The sequence below is a fragment of the Staphylococcus sp. GDB9P120P genome, from assembly GCF_017893435.1.
Classification (GTDB): Bacteria; Bacillota; Bacilli; order Staphylococcales; family Staphylococcaceae; genus Staphylococcus; species Staphylococcus cohnii.
On the sequence record NZ_JAESNB010000007.1, the window covers coordinates 1 to 14,531 of the forward strand.

The 14,531-nt window shown below is 29.3% G+C and carries 21 protein-coding genes and 2 pseudogenes; 13 read left to right on the plus strand and 10 right to left on the minus strand.

The window, feature by feature from the left end:
- The 3 genes from KA856_RS04590 to KA856_RS04600 form a co-directional block, all read left to right on the plus strand.
- Nucleotides 1-275: hypothetical protein (locus KA856_RS04590; protein WP_210138529.1), on the plus strand; the 275-nt coding region annotated here is incomplete at its 5' end.
- Nucleotides 268-615, plus strand: coding sequence for a hypothetical protein (locus tag KA856_RS04595; RefSeq protein ID WP_150822751.1), 348 nt, complete (start codon nt 268-270; stop codon nt 613-615). The genes KA856_RS04590 and KA856_RS04595, both read left to right, overlap by 8 nt.
- 398 nt (nt 616-1,013) lie before the next feature.
- Nucleotides 1,014-1,406, plus strand: coding sequence for a YolD-like family protein (locus tag KA856_RS04600; RefSeq protein ID WP_107525553.1), 393 nt, complete (start codon nt 1,014-1,016; stop codon nt 1,404-1,406).
- 189 nt (nt 1,407-1,595) lie between these two features.
- On the opposite strand, the gene KA856_RS04605 is transcribed toward KA856_RS04600, so the two are convergent.
- From KA856_RS04605 to KA856_RS04635, 8 genes and pseudogenes are all read right to left on the minus strand, one after another.
- Nucleotides 1,596-2,330, minus strand: a complete 735-nt coding sequence (locus tag KA856_RS04605) for a hypothetical protein (protein WP_040030192.1) — start codon at nt 2,328-2,330, stop codon at nt 1,596-1,598.
- Between the two features lie 901 nt (nt 2,331-3,231).
- Nucleotides 3,232-4,083 (minus strand): CPBP family intramembrane glutamic endopeptidase, encoded by an 852-nt coding sequence (locus tag KA856_RS04610; protein WP_157947966.1) that lies wholly within the window; start codon nt 4,081-4,083, stop codon nt 3,232-3,234.
- Nucleotides 4,083-4,401 (minus strand): annotated as a pseudogene (locus KA856_RS04615) (tyrosine-type recombinase/integrase); the annotation flags it as partial. The pseudogene KA856_RS04615 and the gene KA856_RS04610, both read right to left, overlap by 1 nt.
- Before the next feature lie 28 nt (nt 4,402-4,429).
- Nucleotides 4,430-4,537: pseudogene (locus KA856_RS14110) on the minus strand (hypothetical protein); the annotation flags it as partial.
- An 8-nt stretch (nt 4,538-4,545) separates the two neighbouring features.
- On the minus strand, nt 4,546-5,337 hold the full coding sequence (locus tag KA856_RS04620; RefSeq protein WP_107524090.1) for a hypothetical protein: 792 nt from the start codon (nt 5,335-5,337) through the stop codon (nt 4,546-4,548).
- Between the two features lie 20 nt (nt 5,338-5,357).
- Nucleotides 5,358-5,495 (minus strand): hypothetical protein, encoded by a 138-nt coding sequence (locus tag KA856_RS04625; protein ID WP_181187407.1) that lies wholly within the window; start codon nt 5,493-5,495, stop codon nt 5,358-5,360.
- A gap of 24 nt (nt 5,496-5,519) precedes the next feature.
- A complete protein-coding gene (locus KA856_RS04630) occupies nt 5,520-5,726 on the minus strand; it encodes a hypothetical protein (protein WP_107383836.1) in 207 nt (68 codons plus the stop codon).
- A gap of 125 nt (nt 5,727-5,851) precedes the next feature.
- Nucleotides 5,852-5,992 carry a hypothetical protein gene (locus KA856_RS04635; RefSeq protein ID WP_154409604.1) on the minus strand — a complete coding sequence of 47 codons (141 nt, stop codon included), beginning with the start codon at nt 5,990-5,992 and terminating at the stop codon, nt 5,852-5,854.
- Between the two features lie 99 nt (nt 5,993-6,091).
- Here KA856_RS04635 and KA856_RS04640 point away from each other — a divergent pair, with 99 nt between their 5' ends.
- The 10 genes from KA856_RS04640 to KA856_RS04685 all read left to right on the plus strand — a co-directional run bounded on the left by KA856_RS04640 (nt 6,092) and on the right by KA856_RS04685 (nt 12,068).
- The gene (locus tag KA856_RS04640; protein ID WP_107385948.1) at nt 6,092-6,280 is read left to right on the plus strand and encodes a hypothetical protein; all 189 of its coding nucleotides are present in this window, start codon (nt 6,092-6,094) and stop codon (nt 6,278-6,280) included.
- 130 nt (nt 6,281-6,410) lie between these two features.
- Nucleotides 6,411-6,611, plus strand: coding sequence for a hypothetical protein (locus KA856_RS04645; protein WP_233431507.1), 201 nt, complete (start codon nt 6,411-6,413; stop codon nt 6,609-6,611).
- A 118-nt stretch (nt 6,612-6,729) separates the two neighbouring features.
- Nucleotides 6,730-7,005 carry a hypothetical protein gene (locus KA856_RS04650; RefSeq protein WP_107383839.1) on the plus strand — a complete coding sequence of 92 codons (276 nt, stop codon included), beginning with the start codon at nt 6,730-6,732 and terminating at the stop codon, nt 7,003-7,005.
- A 339-nt stretch (nt 7,006-7,344) separates the two neighbouring features.
- Nucleotides 7,345-7,596, plus strand: a complete 252-nt coding sequence (locus KA856_RS04655; protein ID WP_107383840.1) for a GlsB/YeaQ/YmgE family stress response membrane protein — start codon at nt 7,345-7,347, stop codon at nt 7,594-7,596.
- A 130-nt stretch (nt 7,597-7,726) separates the two neighbouring features.
- Nucleotides 7,727-8,257 carry a hypothetical protein gene (locus KA856_RS04660; RefSeq protein WP_107383841.1) on the plus strand — a complete coding sequence of 177 codons (531 nt, stop codon included), beginning with the start codon at nt 7,727-7,729 and terminating at the stop codon, nt 8,255-8,257.
- Between the two features lie 152 nt (nt 8,258-8,409).
- Nucleotides 8,410-8,898 (plus strand): GNAT family N-acetyltransferase, encoded by a 489-nt coding sequence (locus KA856_RS04665; RefSeq protein ID WP_107385947.1) that lies wholly within the window; start codon nt 8,410-8,412, stop codon nt 8,896-8,898.
- A 220-nt stretch (nt 8,899-9,118) separates the two neighbouring features.
- Nucleotides 9,119-9,307, plus strand: coding sequence for a hypothetical protein (locus KA856_RS04670; RefSeq protein ID WP_046207074.1), 189 nt, complete (start codon nt 9,119-9,121; stop codon nt 9,305-9,307).
- A gap of 202 nt (nt 9,308-9,509) precedes the next feature.
- Nucleotides 9,510-10,826 (plus strand): peptidoglycan recognition protein family protein, encoded by a 1,317-nt coding sequence (locus KA856_RS04675; RefSeq protein WP_107383843.1) that lies wholly within the window; start codon nt 9,510-9,512, stop codon nt 10,824-10,826.
- Nucleotides 10,827-10,968: 142 nt separating this feature from the next.
- Entirely contained in the window at nt 10,969-11,658 is a 690-nt protein-coding gene (locus KA856_RS04680) for a hypothetical protein (RefSeq protein ID WP_210138530.1), read from the plus strand.
- 173 nt (nt 11,659-11,831) lie between these two features.
- Nucleotides 11,832-12,068 carry a hypothetical protein gene (locus tag KA856_RS04685; protein WP_107383845.1) on the plus strand — a complete coding sequence of 79 codons (237 nt, stop codon included), beginning with the start codon at nt 11,832-11,834 and terminating at the stop codon, nt 12,066-12,068.
- Nucleotides 12,069-12,167: 99 nt separating this feature from the next.
- Here KA856_RS04685 and KA856_RS04690 read toward each other — a convergent pair whose 3' ends face one another.
- The gene (locus KA856_RS04690) at nt 12,168-13,472 is read right to left on the minus strand and encodes a TrkH family potassium uptake protein (protein ID WP_210138531.1); all 1,305 of its coding nucleotides are present in this window, start codon (nt 13,470-13,472) and stop codon (nt 12,168-12,170) included.
- A 95-nt stretch (nt 13,473-13,567) separates the two neighbouring features.
- Complete coding sequence (locus KA856_RS04695) at nt 13,568-14,305, minus strand: poly-gamma-glutamate hydrolase family protein (protein ID WP_107383847.1); 738 nt, start codon at nt 14,303-14,305, stop codon at nt 13,568-13,570.
- Nucleotides 14,306-14,531: the final 226 nt, after the last annotated feature.

Sequence of the window (14,531 nt, forward strand, 5' to 3'; positions counted from 1 at the left end):
TGAACTATCACAGATTGTGTGACTGGTATATTAACCGACCTCATAGCGTTAATGACCTTCAATATCGAAATATATGCGATATAGCTAAAGGGATTACTGCTGTATATAATGATTCTTCTTTATTAAAGCAACAAGTTATCAAGTTGACGTGGTGGGACAAGGAAAACTTATCAGATGACGTTATTTGCGACATCATCGGTATTAAACAAAGGGCATTGTTGCGTGCTAGAACGTCTATATTAGATCGATTGGCGAGTGAAATCGGCTATGTATGATAAAAAGACGATTAAACAGTTTATATTGAGTTGTCACGAGCATATTAACGATGATTATGAAGATAAACCCATTGAAACAGATGATTTCTTTGAGTTAGGTGCTGAAGTTGGCCATAAGCGTATAGATCAAATGAATACAGAAGATGCGATATTTTTAAACGAGCTAGAATTGGCCGCCGAAACAGTAGGAACATTCAAAGAGTTTAATTTGTTTTTACTGATGGTAGAGGGGAAAACTTACAAAGATATGGCTCGTATATTCGAAGTAGGCGAGCAGAGAGTTAAGCAGATGTTAGACAAGTTAATAGTTAAAATGATTAAATATTTGCAATATAACTAAAATTGTATATAATAGGTAATGGACTCACTTATCACTTTCAAACGAATACACACTAGACGACTTTTAAAGTCGTCTTTTTTATTTGGTTATTATACAACTAAATTTTTTCTTTTAATCACATTAGAGTGAGTATAAAATAGGCTTATTCTGATATTTAATGCTATAGTAAACTTACATACAGCTATATATATTATTTTATAATTATTAATTTTTGCTCATACCAATTGCCAAAGTATGTTACGGGGCGGTTATTTGCTTGATAGTTCAATGTCATGTTAAAATGTATTTATCAGTTTTTAGCATTATAACTCTTAATTTATAAGGCAGACGGTCTAGTCTGTCTTTTTTTTATTTACAATAACGAACATAAGTTCTATTATATTTATTGAGGTGATACTATGATGCCAGATAAATATAAAAATGAAACAGACTATCGTAAAATACCACGTGAATATCTTAATCCACGCATACCACAAGGACGTGGCATGGTTAAATGGCAACCTTTCAAGACAATGCCTGAGCAATACGAAAGATTAGAGCAATACATACTAGACCAAAATAAAATTGAGAGACCTATATTAAGTGAAGATCAATTAAACGAGTTAAATGATACATTAGTATATAAGATGTTTCATGATCCATCGATTATTGTAAGTTATTATAAAAATGGATATATTGAAAATGTAAAGGGTATCATTCACAAGGTGGGTGACTTAGAGGAATGCTTATACATCCATGTAGAAGATGAGTTAAGTAAAATTAGCTTGATGGATATTGTAGACATAAAATAACCTGCACTAAATAAAGTGCAGGCTGTAGGGAAAATATCAATATACAAAATTAATGTAAAAGAATTGACGCTTTGCCTAATTAATATATAACCATAATGAACCATCTTAAACATCATTTTAACAAATTTTATAAATTATTTTCGACCCTAAGAGATAAAATATATAGGGCGCGGTAAGGCGCCCAAGTAATTAGTTTTTGTATTGATCATATTTTCCTGATTCAATTTCAGCTTCGCGTTCTTCTATTTTATTATAAACTTCATCAGCATCATCTCCATCATAATAACCTTGCTCAATTGCTGTTTTAGTTTGTAATTCTCCAGAAGATAAACCACCATTATATTTTTTGCGTAAAGCCTCTACCTGTTCATCTTCCGTTTCAGCAGAATTTATTTCAGCATTGACATCATCTGTTTCATCATATTGTTCTTCATTGTCTTGTTCTGCATCCATTCTTTCTTGTTGAGCAGGTGTTACACATCCACCAACTGTGCATTGTGTGCCATCGGGTTTGGTATAACCAACAACATCGCCATTGCCAGGTGCTTGATACCACGTATCACCATCAGCATCTACCATGCCATTAACATTAACGCCATTTTTCATTTGTTGAGATATTTCTTCTTTAGTTAACGCTCTGTTTTGTGATTCGTTTTCACTAGTTGTTTGTTCTTCATTCTCATTTGTTTGTTTATTTTGCACATTGTCTGCTTCTTTTGCTTTATCAGAGCCGTTAGACGTATCATCTGATTTATCTTTTTCTTTATCTGATTCTTTATCATCATCAGACTTCTTATCATCTTTCTTGCTTTCTTTGCTAGATGATTTTGTTTCTTTGTTATCTTCCAACTTACTTTCTTCTTTGTTCCCACATGCAGCTAATACTAAAAAACTTGCTAATAATAAAAATAAAACCTTTTTCATTTAATAGTCTCCCTTAAAAATAAATTATTAACTTAATTGTACTACATTTAAAAATAAATAGTGATAACAAAAAGTTATGATTAAAGATATTAAGTTATAAAACACTTATAATTCGATGGAAATTATAGGAGATTATGGAACATTTTACGAACAACTATACATTAATTCATTTCTCGATGCAGCACAGAGCGAATGTCAGAGTTGTGATGGGCAATCGTAGTTATAACAACACATTTGAGATAGTGATTAATGAAATAAGACCTCAAAAAAAGAGTATGTACTAATGAAAAAACTCAAGTTTTAATATTGTTTATGTATCTATATATATATGAAGTTATGTTTAGTAATATAAAAATGGTAATAAATAAAATGTAATAATAAGTTTGTAAATTCCATACCTCTCTATTTTATAAAAGGTAGGGATATATTTCACGTTCTGAGAGAAGGTCTGTGTTGCGTTGAGAAGTTATAAGATGGATAATTATATTTACCATACTTATATAGGATTAATATTGTGAGTATAAAGAAAACATTTGGAAAATTGATGAAAGTTTTAGCTTTAAAACAGTTTGATAAAAGCAATTAAAAAGCATGATTACTTTTGTTTAAAAGATAGTTGCAAGTATACTAATGTTAGTAACATAATTTCGTTTTAAATTGAAATGGCAGAAAAATGATTAACTTGAAATTAAAATTTCGCAAAAATTTCGCAAAGATGCGAAATAATATGAATGTTCATAGACTTTCAAAACAAAAATGTATGTTTGTAAATGCTGAAATGTCAGGGTTTTGAGCGTTGGTGGTAACTTATGGAATGGTGATATGTTAAAGAAGAACAATAATAGATATTGTATCTGAAAACCCCGTAGGCATATACCTACGGGGTTATTTTTGTGGATTTTTATTTGTGAAAAGGGCACTTTTTACTTTTTCTTTTAAATATAAGTAATATAGATAATGTGATAATACTACCTAGATACATAGTTAAGAATAAACCAATTAATAACATACTACCTGTAAAAGATTCATTGAATACTATGATAGGATTATTTTGTTGGTTGAAAACGTATCTCGTTAGTTCTAAGCAAATTAAATGGAATAGTACACTAGGCCAGATCGAGTTTGAATATTCTCTGTATAATTGTAATGTTATTCCAAAAATATATAACTGTATTGATAATACCAAAGGAGGGAATGTTAAGTTCCCTGTGGTAATAAGTGTACCAATTAAGTGACTTAGAAATCCAATTATTGTAAATATAAAAGGTAATAAAAATAATGTGGAGAAAAAAGAAAGCTTTTTTCGTAACTCGCTAAATATAACGCCTCGCATTAGTAACTCTTCTGGGAAAGCTTCATATAAAAAAGCTACTAAAATATTTAAAAGAAAAGCATACCAAGCACTGCCATCGGAACTCAAAGATAAGTTATGTAATGTTCCGGTTGCAAAACCTAAAAGGATTGATAGCATGAATAAGATTATCGGTAATACTAAAGTAATAATTAATGGTCTATTAGCTTTTTTTAATAAACCTATATCAGTTATGATATTCTTATTTGTTTGCTTGTAGATAAATAGAATAAAACTAATGGTAAGTAATGTGAACAATAAACCGCTAAATAATTGTGGTATGTCATTAGGTAAATTCGTTTTGTCTAGTAACTGAGGAGTGTTAGTTGAAATGATAAAAATAAGACAAGTTATAATAATGTAAAATATAAGATTGGTAAATTTAAAGTTCTTAGTGTTCACTATATATACATCCTTTCTAATATGTTCATCATATCTTTAGCCACTTGATCTGTAAGATGGGTGTATATTTCTAGTGTGATTTTATAATCACTGTGACCAACTCTATCTTGTATAGCTTTTAGGTTTATTCCTAATTGAGCAAGTGTAGATATATGCGTATGACGTAGTGTGTGTTGTGACACGCATACTAATTGAACTAACTTAATTATATTGTTCACCTTGTTTAAGTCAAAAGGATTACAAGCAGTGTTGGTAAATATATAACCTATCTATATACTTATCATCTAACTTGTTCTCTATACGGTCATTTAAGAGCAATGAGATTCTTTATGCGAATGTTCTTCATTTTATTTAGACAACCGATTACACGTTCCCATTTGTCTGTGTATGGGTCTTTGTTCTTCTCATAGAACCGATATTGAGTTTGATTATACTTATTAGTGAATTTGCTCATGCCATATGTTATCTTTTCTTGTCGGATTCAGTATTATTTTCTCTATAGTGCTTTAAGTGGTCATAGTTTTTCATAGTAATACTGTAATTGTATGTATAGAAAAATTGTATTGATAATATAAGTATTATAAAGGCATAGATAAGGATAATCATAGGATCTTTGCCAGCAAGTGAAAGTATAAAGATTAAAAAACCATTTATAAGACTACCTAAAAAAATAAAAATTAAAATAATATATCTATAAAGGATTGTGATTTTTAAACGCGAGTATTGTTTTGTTTTAGGATAACGTTTTTCAATCATTTTTCTATAAAAATTAAATTTGAAATTTGAAAGCAACTTTTTATTGCTGACCCTAGAAAAAACTTTAAGTTCAGTTTTTCTTTTTTGTTTATTATGAGCATATAGGTGTTTTTGATATTCAGTCATGTCATAGGATATCAAAGAGGTCCTTAATTTTGATTGAAATCCTAAGAGGAAATAAATTATAAACCAAATAACGAAAATTCCTAAATTAACATATAAATAAAAATAAGGTTTTATTGAAAATTCATTAAAAAATGATACAGCTAATGCGTTTAATACAACAATCATAATAGTTGTTATTATGATGAGGGCAATTGGAAACATCGCAGGCTTGATATTTTTTATGATTTTTACGTCTACAGAAGAATCCATAGGTGAAAGCTTTTTAATAGTGACAATTAGAGTTGCTATAAATGAAAGCATAGAACCCCAGTTGATATAATTAATCAGCCCGCTTAAAGATTCAGAAAAGTGTTGAATTGCTTGTTCATCCATCTAAAAACCCCTTTGTTATATTATTCATCTTTTTCTAATCCTAAAATAACCATTAACACAGCTGAAATGAGCATGAATGGTACAAAAATAGATGTTATTAAAAAACTACCAATCATGATTAGATAAAACTCATCAATTTTATATTTGCCAAATTTCATCATATCACTCCTCATAAAGTTATATTACTTCTTGTTATAGTCATCTATCGTAACGCCATCTTTTTTAACTTTTTTCGTACTTGCTCGTATTAATAAAATTGCATTAGCCATAAAAAATACTGCTAATATTAATGAAGTGGTAAATCCACCAATATTTGTATAATTAAAAATAATGAGTGTTATCATTAAAATGATATTAATTGTATGGTGTATAGCCATTTTCTTATTCATTTTCTCCACTCCTCAAATATTAATCCTCTGCTTTTTAACATTTGGAATCAAAAATATGTAATTAACTATCTAGCATTATTGTATTTTGTCTCGAAATCCATTAATGCAATTGTATAATTCTTCCATCATGAATCCTTTTCGTAATATTCTAAAAGTACTTTTAATTCCAAAATACTATATGTAACTGTACAATCTGAAAATATCAAAGGATAAGAAAGTGTATGTCCTTCATACCAAAAGCCCATATCAACAATTAATCTATTCAAATTATGTCAACTCCTAGAATGATTTGGATGGATACAACATATATTTTATAAAAAGTATGTTAGCATGGAAATATTATTATAACAAAAAGGGGTATTTATATGTGGAATAATATGGAGATAGTTGTTTCATTTATTATATTTGTAGGTGCGCTCATATTTGCTGTTTATTCATTTTACATTAATTCTATTACAGCAGGTATTGGTGCTTTAATTGTGACTACAGGAAATATCTATTACATGGTTCAAGCATTGAGAGACAAAAGAAAAGAAAGAGAAGATAATTACTAAGTGTAGGTATTGTATTAAATAATTATACAGACATCTGGATAATTCAGCACATTATTAATAAATTAAATTAATATATAAGTTTATGTAAATATGAGTGAGGTATTTTTCTAAAAATATTAGTTCAACAGGAGTGAGAAATTTGAAAAATAATATGGATACGAGTTTTATAATTGCTAATTTTATGAATGTAATTTTAGTACTATTATTTGCTTTTGGAGCGTTTAATCACCTTAATAGTTTTATTACAGTGATTTTTGCAATAATAACTGTTTTAAATGCAGGCTTTTTACTTTATAAAAGTATCGAAATTTCAAAGAAAAATAACCATTAAAAGCCTTAACTAAAGTATTTTCTACACTATATAATCCACTAACAGAAATTTAAAAAACATAAATATTAATCTTAAGTATTTTAAAATGAATATTCATATAGCATTTTGGAGGAATTTTATGAATCATGAAAATAATAAGAAAAAATATCAGAAAATAGAAGTTATAGCAAACACATTAGGCATAGCAGCTTTGATATTAGTATTTGCCTCATTGATTCTAGCTTTGATCTTTGAATGGAAATTTCTAGACTATGTTGTTAACGGGTCTGGCGTACTTATTATACTAAGCTTAATCATAGGTGCGATACCGCACGTTATGGAAAAAAATATCAAGATAATCCTTTTTGATATTCTCTTTATCGTAATAATAGCGATTATATTTTATAATTTATAAGGGGTTATGCATGAAATTTATCACTAAAATTGTAAGATGAAATCAAGTAAGTGTTAAAATATACAAATTTAAGATTTACATTAGCGTCACGTAGTTTTATAATTAGTTTTGCATGCCCACGGGTGTGCGAAAATGAGGAGATGGGTTTTCTGTGTGCCCTTGGGCATGCAGAAGATTCATAACTCCCGTTATAAGGCCCCTTTTATTAGGGGTCTTTTTGTATTTAAAAATATTAATTACTATTTACGTAAATAAAGTAATTGTGGTATTGTATTTTCATGTTGGTTATCGTAATATTCATGTGTTTGAAAATATACAAATAAAAAGGAGTTTATGCATATGAGTTTTATAATAATGATCATTGTAGGTGGCCTAATCGGTTGGATTGCAGGCGCTATCGTAGGTAAAGATATCCCAGGAGGTATCATTGGTAATATTGTTGCAGGTCTAGTTGGTTCTGCGATTGGTAGTAGATTGCTAGGTACTTGGGGCCCAGTATGGGGCGGCGTACCAATTTTCCCAGCATTGATTGGCTCAATTGTACTAATATTTATCGTTTCTCTTATCATTAAGTTACTTAGAAAAAAATAATTAAGTTAAATCGACTTACAAAAAGTTAGAAAAAATTTTTATTATAACGGGTAGAAATTATGATCTTTTTTGTAAAAATATTACGATAATCAACAACCATCTCTCAATGATAATATAAAGGTGGTTTAGTATGATAAACATTATTTCAGCTATTGGTTCTATCGGAACTTTTATAATGGCGCTATTTTATTTTGTTTCAGTTTCAATACAACTGTACCAAATGAAAATAAGTTTTATTCCTGCGCTCGGATTTAATCAAATTTTACTTTCTTTAGACAAAGATAATCAATTACAAATGATTAATACAAGTTCTGATTCTGTTGAACATCAAGATTATTTAAAATTGTTTAATCTAGGTGGCGGGGCAGCAAAAGATATTGAGATTGAAATTATTCTTAATGAAGATAACGTAATTCAAAAGAAATATGTAAGTATATTACCAAGTAAAGAAGGTTATTTATTACCAATTAATAAAGACGTTTTTGATGAATTGCAAAGTACAATTCAAAATAATGGTTATGAATCTAATTTAAATATTAGAATTAATTATTACCATAACGTTAGTAGAAAAGTAAAAACAATTATGCTCAATGGTAAATTAGATAGATTTAATACGTATGATGAAAAAGAACTTTATGAATTACAATTTATTAATAAATAATACACTTTGTGCTTTGTGCATATATATAAACATTTTATGAAAAACACTCATTTGATAACTTAAAGGTTATGGTGAGTGTTTTTGTTATGTTTTATGACATAGATTTGCTGAAGATTTGCTTTAAATATACAATGAACCTGAGGTGAAGCGATATGATCAGACAAGCACGACAATCAGACTTACAATCGATTTTAACTATATATAATTATGCAATATTAAATACGACTGCAGTTTATACATATGAGCCAGTAACTATTGAAGAAAGAGAAACTTGGTTTCATAAAAAATTAGCGCAAGACGAACCCATTTTTGTATATTTAAAAGATGGCAAAGTTGTTGGATTTGCAACGTATGGCTCGTTTAGAAATTGGCCAGCGTATCAACACACTGTAGAACATTCGATTTATGTTGATCCAGAAACGAGAAATGAAGGTATAGCTTCACAACTGTTACTTAAATTAATTGAAGATATCAAAAACAGCAATTATAAGACGATTATTGCAGGTATTGACGCATCAAATACCGCTAGTATTAAATTACATGAAAAATATGGCTTTGAATTTTGTGGAAATATAAAAAGTGTCGGTTACAAATTTGGCAGATGGTTGGACTTAGCTTTTTATCAATTGATATTGAAATAATTATGTTTAAAGCCAAACGATGGTATTTTAAAATAAGTTAATAATTTATTATAGAAATAGAACCAAAACCAAAGTTTCGAATGGAAAAATAAGTGGTTGTTAGTTTAATGTATAGAAAGGGTATGGATAAATAAATTATATTACCTTTTCATAAGAGATTTATATTTTTATGTAATGATACGCTTTGAAAATCTTATTAATATGACTTGGGGTGATTGTGATGGCTGTGTTTGCGTTGTTATTTCATTTAGTCTGTTTAATTATTGTTTTAATCGCAGGTTTTAAAGCATTAAAAGAGTTCAGAAAACCTATGAATCAACGTAATCAAAGAAAAATAGATTCCATCTTAGTACTTGTGTTAGTGGTGGCTTTGATTGCGATACTGTCTAGTGTTTTTACAGATATTTAATAAAATGTCGTTGCTCAAATGAGTGACGACATTTTAATTTTGGTTTGGAAAGGTAAAGCATCATTAATATGAAGTATAAAATAATATTTCATTTTGTAATTAATTCAATATTAATATAGAATGAATTAAAGAAGTTTTGTAAGTGAAATTTTTGGTTACCTAATATTAACCGTATTAATATTTTATTTAAGGAGATGTCGTTATGAAGTTTAGATTTAGTGTTTCATTGTTATTAGTATCGAGCTTGCTACTGTCACAAACTGCAATTGCAGCACAAGAAAATAAAAACACGCAAGATACGAAGAAAAATGATACACAAAACAAAGAAAATACGAGCAAAGCCATTGATTATGAAAAAGCTCAAAAAATGAGTCCACAGCAATTGAAAAATGCATTAACACCAGGAGATTTAAAGTTACATAATAAAGATGGTGAACGTCAAAATACTGAAATGAGAAGTTTTTCGGCAAATCGAGCGTATCAAGATGTAAATACATACATAGCAAATAATAATATAAAACCAGCTAAAATCGTACAAGATTCCAGAATGAATAACTTACCAAAGTATAATTATAAATCTGGTAAATATATTGGTGTAGTAATACATGAAACTGCAAATCCGAACAGTACAATCGATGGTGAAGTAAATTACATGTACAACAATTATAATAGTGCGTTTGTGCATGCGTATGCGGGTAGTGATAAAATTGTTCAAACTGCGCCAAGTCAATATTTAGCTTGGGGCGCAGGTGCTAATGCCAATCCATATTTTTATCAAATTGAATTAACAAGATCTAACACATTTGATGGGTTCGCCAGATCTGTTAATAACCAAGCATATTTAACTGCAAAAATGTTGAAAGCCAATGGGCTACAACCTTCGCTTGCTGACAATAATCAAGGAACAGGAACAATTATAAGTCACAATGCGGTAAGCCAATATTGGGGTGGTTCAGATCATTCAGATCCGGTTGGCTATTTCGGACAATGGGGTTATAACATGAACCAGTTTTACAGTTTAGTACAGAAACACTATAAATCTCTATCAGGTGGAGGTAGTGACGGAGCAATTACTGGCAGCACATATAAAGTATCAAAAGGTGATACGCTGTATAGCATTTCGAGAAGAAGTGGCGTTTCAATAGATAATATTAAGAAATGGAATAAATTAACGAGCAACACGCTTTCTGTAGGGCAAGTACTAAAGTTGAAAAATCCAAGCACACCAAGTGATTCCATTACTGGCGATTCGCACAAAGTGGTTGAAGGAGACACACTATATAATATTTCAAAACGAAGTAAAGTTAGTGTGGCAAACATAAAAAAATGGAACCATTTAAAGTCGGATAATATTAGTAAAGGACAAATCTTATATCTAGTTAAGACATATACGGTTAAAAAAGGTGATACATTATACAGCATCGCTAAAAATCAAGGTACCACTGTAGATAAAATTAAAAAAGATAACAAGTTGAGTTCTAATAGTTTAAAAGTTGGGCAAATTCTAAAAATAAAATAGAAGTGTTGCATAGAACGAGCATCGTCTAATTAGACGGCGCTCGTTTTTTTAATAAATCAAAAATTGTTTTTTATTAATATAATTGTGAACGTCATAATTTCGTGTTACTTTAATAATATAAAATTATGGGTGGGTATAGATAATGAAAAAGTTCAGTTTAATACTGTCATTATTATTTTTATCAGTGATTCTGACAGCATGCGGGAACAATGAAGAAAGCAACAATGACATTGAACAAAGCAGTGATACAAACAAACAGGATGAAGATAATAATCAACGTGAGGAACGTCAATCTACAGAACAAAGTGAAGTGAAAACGGATCAATCATTACATAAAGATTCATCGGCTGAAAATGACAAGGGTAAAGACCCAACGTCTAAAAACGATAATGCTTTAAAAATGAAAAATAATGATAATAGTAAAAGTTATTTAAATGGTTTAAGTGCTTCAAAAATCGAATACGCACGTATTTGGCATCAACTAGGTATGGTTAAAGATGTCAAAAATATTTATGTCAAAAAATATCCAAAAGGAACGCCCGTTAATAAAAATGCGGAAAAGAGTGCAATGTATCCTGAGGATGTCGTTAAATTAGAAGCGCCAATGAAAGTGGGTGGTTCAATCACTTATAGTAGTAATGGGGATGGAACTATTAATGTTTATGAAAAAATACCTTATAGATGGGAATCAAGCGCATCTTCGAACCCTGAGGATATTTATCAAGTCACTAAAAATGCAGTTGAACAAGATATAGAAACGGTTGAAATTAATGCAACAGACAACGCACAAATTAAAAGGTTGGCCCAAAGTATACAATTGGTTAATGATTGATTAGTTGAGTCTTAAAATAACAACAATTTTGAAATATTTTAATCATGACTTATATGGGATTAACAATTCTAAATATTTTATGATTATATATAGTGTGATACATTATATGTAATCGAAATTAGTGAATTGTTAATGTGTTATATAGAAAGTTCGTAAAAGTTGAGGTGATACAGATGTTAACTAAAGGTATTAAATATCCATATGTTAAATTTTTATTTGATGTGATTGGTATTTTATGTGTAATAAGTGTATTAGTGCTTGTGTTTGTTAACGGTTTTATCAATAATCAATCTGGGAACTTTAGCATAGGATTCGATGTATCTGGTACACATATGGTAATTATGACTACCTTGGTATTAATGACTATTATTTGTGCGACAACATCTACAATTTTAAGAAAAGTGAAATAATGTTATTAAGATTTGATTAGACGATACTGAAACGAATATTTATGTGAAATAGTAATAGACCAGAAATTAAAAGCTAATTTCTGGTCTATTTTTATTTCTTTATAGATGCACATTTTCTTTAGCATAATGAAATTTTTGGTTTTTTTCAGTAATAAATAATTGGAGAAATGTAAGTATACCAATTTTACCAATTAACATTGTTAGCACAATAACTATTTTCGTAGGGTTATCATAAAATGTCGTGAAGTTCATCGATAGTCCAACAGTGCCGAAAGCAGAAATTACTTCGAATAATACTTTAGTATAAGATATTGCTGAATTTAAATAGCTTACTATAAATGAGACGATTATAACAAATGCTCCGGCAGAAAATGTAATGACCACAGCAGTTTTTAGTGTATGGTTATTTATAGATTTTTTGAAAATAGAAGGGTGCTGTTCGTTTCTTAATGTACTTTTTATAAATAATAACGTTAAGACTAAAGTTGTTACTTTAATACCACCTGCAGCGCTGATAGGAGCACCACCAATAAACATTAATAGCATTAATAATACTGAAGTGGGTGGTGTGATTAGACCGATATCGACGCTGTTAAAAACAGCAGTTCGCGTAGTAACAGACTGAAAGAATGAAGCGCCAAGTTTTTCTAAAAATGATAAATGTGTCATAGAATTGTTATATTCTAAAAAGTAAAATACAATCCAACCAATGAATATCAGTATGACCGATGTCGTTAATACAATTTTTGAGTGTACGGTTAATTTAGTTAACTTCCTAGTTGTAGCGATATCTAAAAAGACAAGCGGTCCAATGCCACCCATGATTATAAGGATTGGGACGATAATAGTTATTATAGGGTCATTAACAGTGCCCATCATATTGTCATTAAATAATGAAAAACCAGCATTGTTAAAAGCAGAAATTGAAGTGAACACACTTAAAAATATTCCTTTACCAATGCCATATTTTGGAATAAATGATAGTGCGATACATATTGCCCCAATGAATTCTGTAAAGATACTATAAACGACAAATTGTAGAATCAATTTGATGACGCCACCAGGTGTCTCAATGTTCCATGTTGTCATAATCAAATAGCGGTTTCTTAAACTGATTTTTCGATGCATTAGAATAAGTGTTAAAAGTGTTACAGTGACTATTCCTAATCCACCAATTTGAATAAGTAATAAAATAATCGTATCGCCTAACCAATTAAATTGGCTAGATATATCTATAGTGGCTAGGCCAGTAACTGTGAAGGCACTGGCAGAAATAAAAAATGCGTCTATAAAGTTTAAAGGTTTTACACCTGTGACCGGTAAATATAACAATAAGGTTCCAACGATTGTGGTTAATGAAAACAACATTAAATACATATATAACGGCTTGTTTAATAGTCTCATTATTAAAGTCCTTCGTATTTTAATAATCAGTATTTTATACTCATTATTAAAAAAATCAAGTCCATTGATACAAGTAAACTGATAAAAATAAAATTTTATGTTTGTGAATGAATCCCTTTAGTGACAGCTTCTGCGAAATCATAAATTGAATCTCGGTATTTATTCGTATTTTCTCTCGTTTTTCTGTTTAAGTTGTCCTTTTTGAAAAATGATTTTCTAATAGATGTAGATATTTCCAGTTGAACACCTGAACCTGAGTCGTTTTCATTAATGAAATTTTTAGAAGAACGGCCATTAATATTATTTGGACTTTTTTCTACATTAAATCCTTCTTTTTCTAATTCTTTTTTTATGGATTGCGCCATTTTTTTATCTTGACCACCAATATAAACGGTATCTTTATCGCCTTGAAATCCGTGTATAGAAATAGATTCTTGTGAACGATTAGTCATTTCGTTCAATTTAGGATCGTCAAAATTGGTAGATGTAATATGCAATTGTTTGTTATTTGATTTTAATAATCCTTCAAAACTATATAAATTAAAGTCGCCTTTTTTAGAAATGATTTTAGCTAATTCTGAGGTGCCTGGTTCTATACCACCACCATGAATGGCAGTGATGAGTATATCTTTATTGTTTGTTTTTTTAATATTTCTTTGCCAATCACGCTGTTTCACTGTGTCTGATTTTAATTGAGCGAAATTTTGATATTTATCCTGATTTGATGACTGGTTATTGTTCCATATATATGTAAAATATAGACTAATCAGTATTATGCCAACAATAACAAGCATAATTAAATAATATACGTAAGTACTTAGAATATTTTTCATAATTAGCTCCTGAACAAAAATATTTACTAACTAGTAAAGTATAACAAATTTATTAATACTATATAGATTATATGTTATTTACAATTATGTTAATAGCAGTGTAATGAAATTTACATTTTGGGGTATGAAATATAGAGCAAGTAGATAGAAAATGAAATGTATATTTGTCGAGTTTTTATGATACACATGTTAATAATTTCTGGTTTTCTTTATCATGTAAGGTTAA

Excerpts from the sequence above, each read along its gene's own strand:
- KA856_RS04595 (WP_150822751.1), top strand. The coding sequence starts at position 268 with ATGTATGATAAAAAGACGATTAAACAGTTTATATTGAGTTGTCACGAG.
- KA856_RS04600 (WP_107525553.1), top strand. The coding sequence starts at position 1,014 with ATGATGCCAGATAAATATAAAAATGAAACAGACTATCGTAAAATACCA.
- KA856_RS04605 (WP_040030192.1), bottom strand. The coding sequence starts at position 2,330 with ATGAAAAAGGTTTTATTTTTATTATTAGCAAGTTTTTTAGTATTAGCT.
- KA856_RS04620 (WP_107524090.1), bottom strand. The coding sequence starts at position 5,337 with ATGGATGAACAAGCAATTCAACACTTTTCTGAATCTTTAAGCGGGCTG.
- KA856_RS04625 (WP_181187407.1), bottom strand. The coding sequence starts at position 5,495 with ATGAAATTTGGCAAATATAAAATTGATGAGTTTTATCTAATCATGATT.
- KA856_RS04630 (WP_107383836.1), bottom strand. The coding sequence starts at position 5,726 with ATGAATAAGAAAATGGCTATACACCATACAATTAATATCATTTTAATG.
- KA856_RS04640 (WP_107385948.1), top strand. The coding sequence starts at position 6,092 with ATGTGGAATAATATGGAGATAGTTGTTTCATTTATTATATTTGTAGGT.
- KA856_RS04650 (WP_107383839.1), top strand. The coding sequence starts at position 6,730 with ATGAATCATGAAAATAATAAGAAAAAATATCAGAAAATAGAAGTTATA.
- KA856_RS04655 (WP_107383840.1), top strand. The coding sequence starts at position 7,345 with ATGAGTTTTATAATAATGATCATTGTAGGTGGCCTAATCGGTTGGATT.
- KA856_RS04660 (WP_107383841.1), top strand. The coding sequence starts at position 7,727 with ATGATAAACATTATTTCAGCTATTGGTTCTATCGGAACTTTTATAATG.
- KA856_RS04665 (WP_107385947.1), top strand. The coding sequence starts at position 8,410 with ATGATCAGACAAGCACGACAATCAGACTTACAATCGATTTTAACTATA.
- KA856_RS04670 (WP_046207074.1), top strand. The coding sequence starts at position 9,119 with ATGGCTGTGTTTGCGTTGTTATTTCATTTAGTCTGTTTAATTATTGTT.
- KA856_RS04675 (WP_107383843.1), top strand. The coding sequence starts at position 9,510 with ATGAAGTTTAGATTTAGTGTTTCATTGTTATTAGTATCGAGCTTGCTA.
- KA856_RS04680 (WP_210138530.1), top strand. The coding sequence starts at position 10,969 with ATGAAAAAGTTCAGTTTAATACTGTCATTATTATTTTTATCAGTGATT.
- KA856_RS04685 (WP_107383845.1), top strand. The coding sequence starts at position 11,832 with ATGTTAACTAAAGGTATTAAATATCCATATGTTAAATTTTTATTTGAT.
- KA856_RS04690 (WP_210138531.1), bottom strand. The coding sequence starts at position 13,472 with ATGAGACTATTAAACAAGCCGTTATATATGTATTTAATGTTGTTTTCA.
- KA856_RS04695 (WP_107383847.1), bottom strand. The coding sequence starts at position 14,305 with ATGAAAAATATTCTAAGTACTTACGTATATTATTTAATTATGCTTGTT.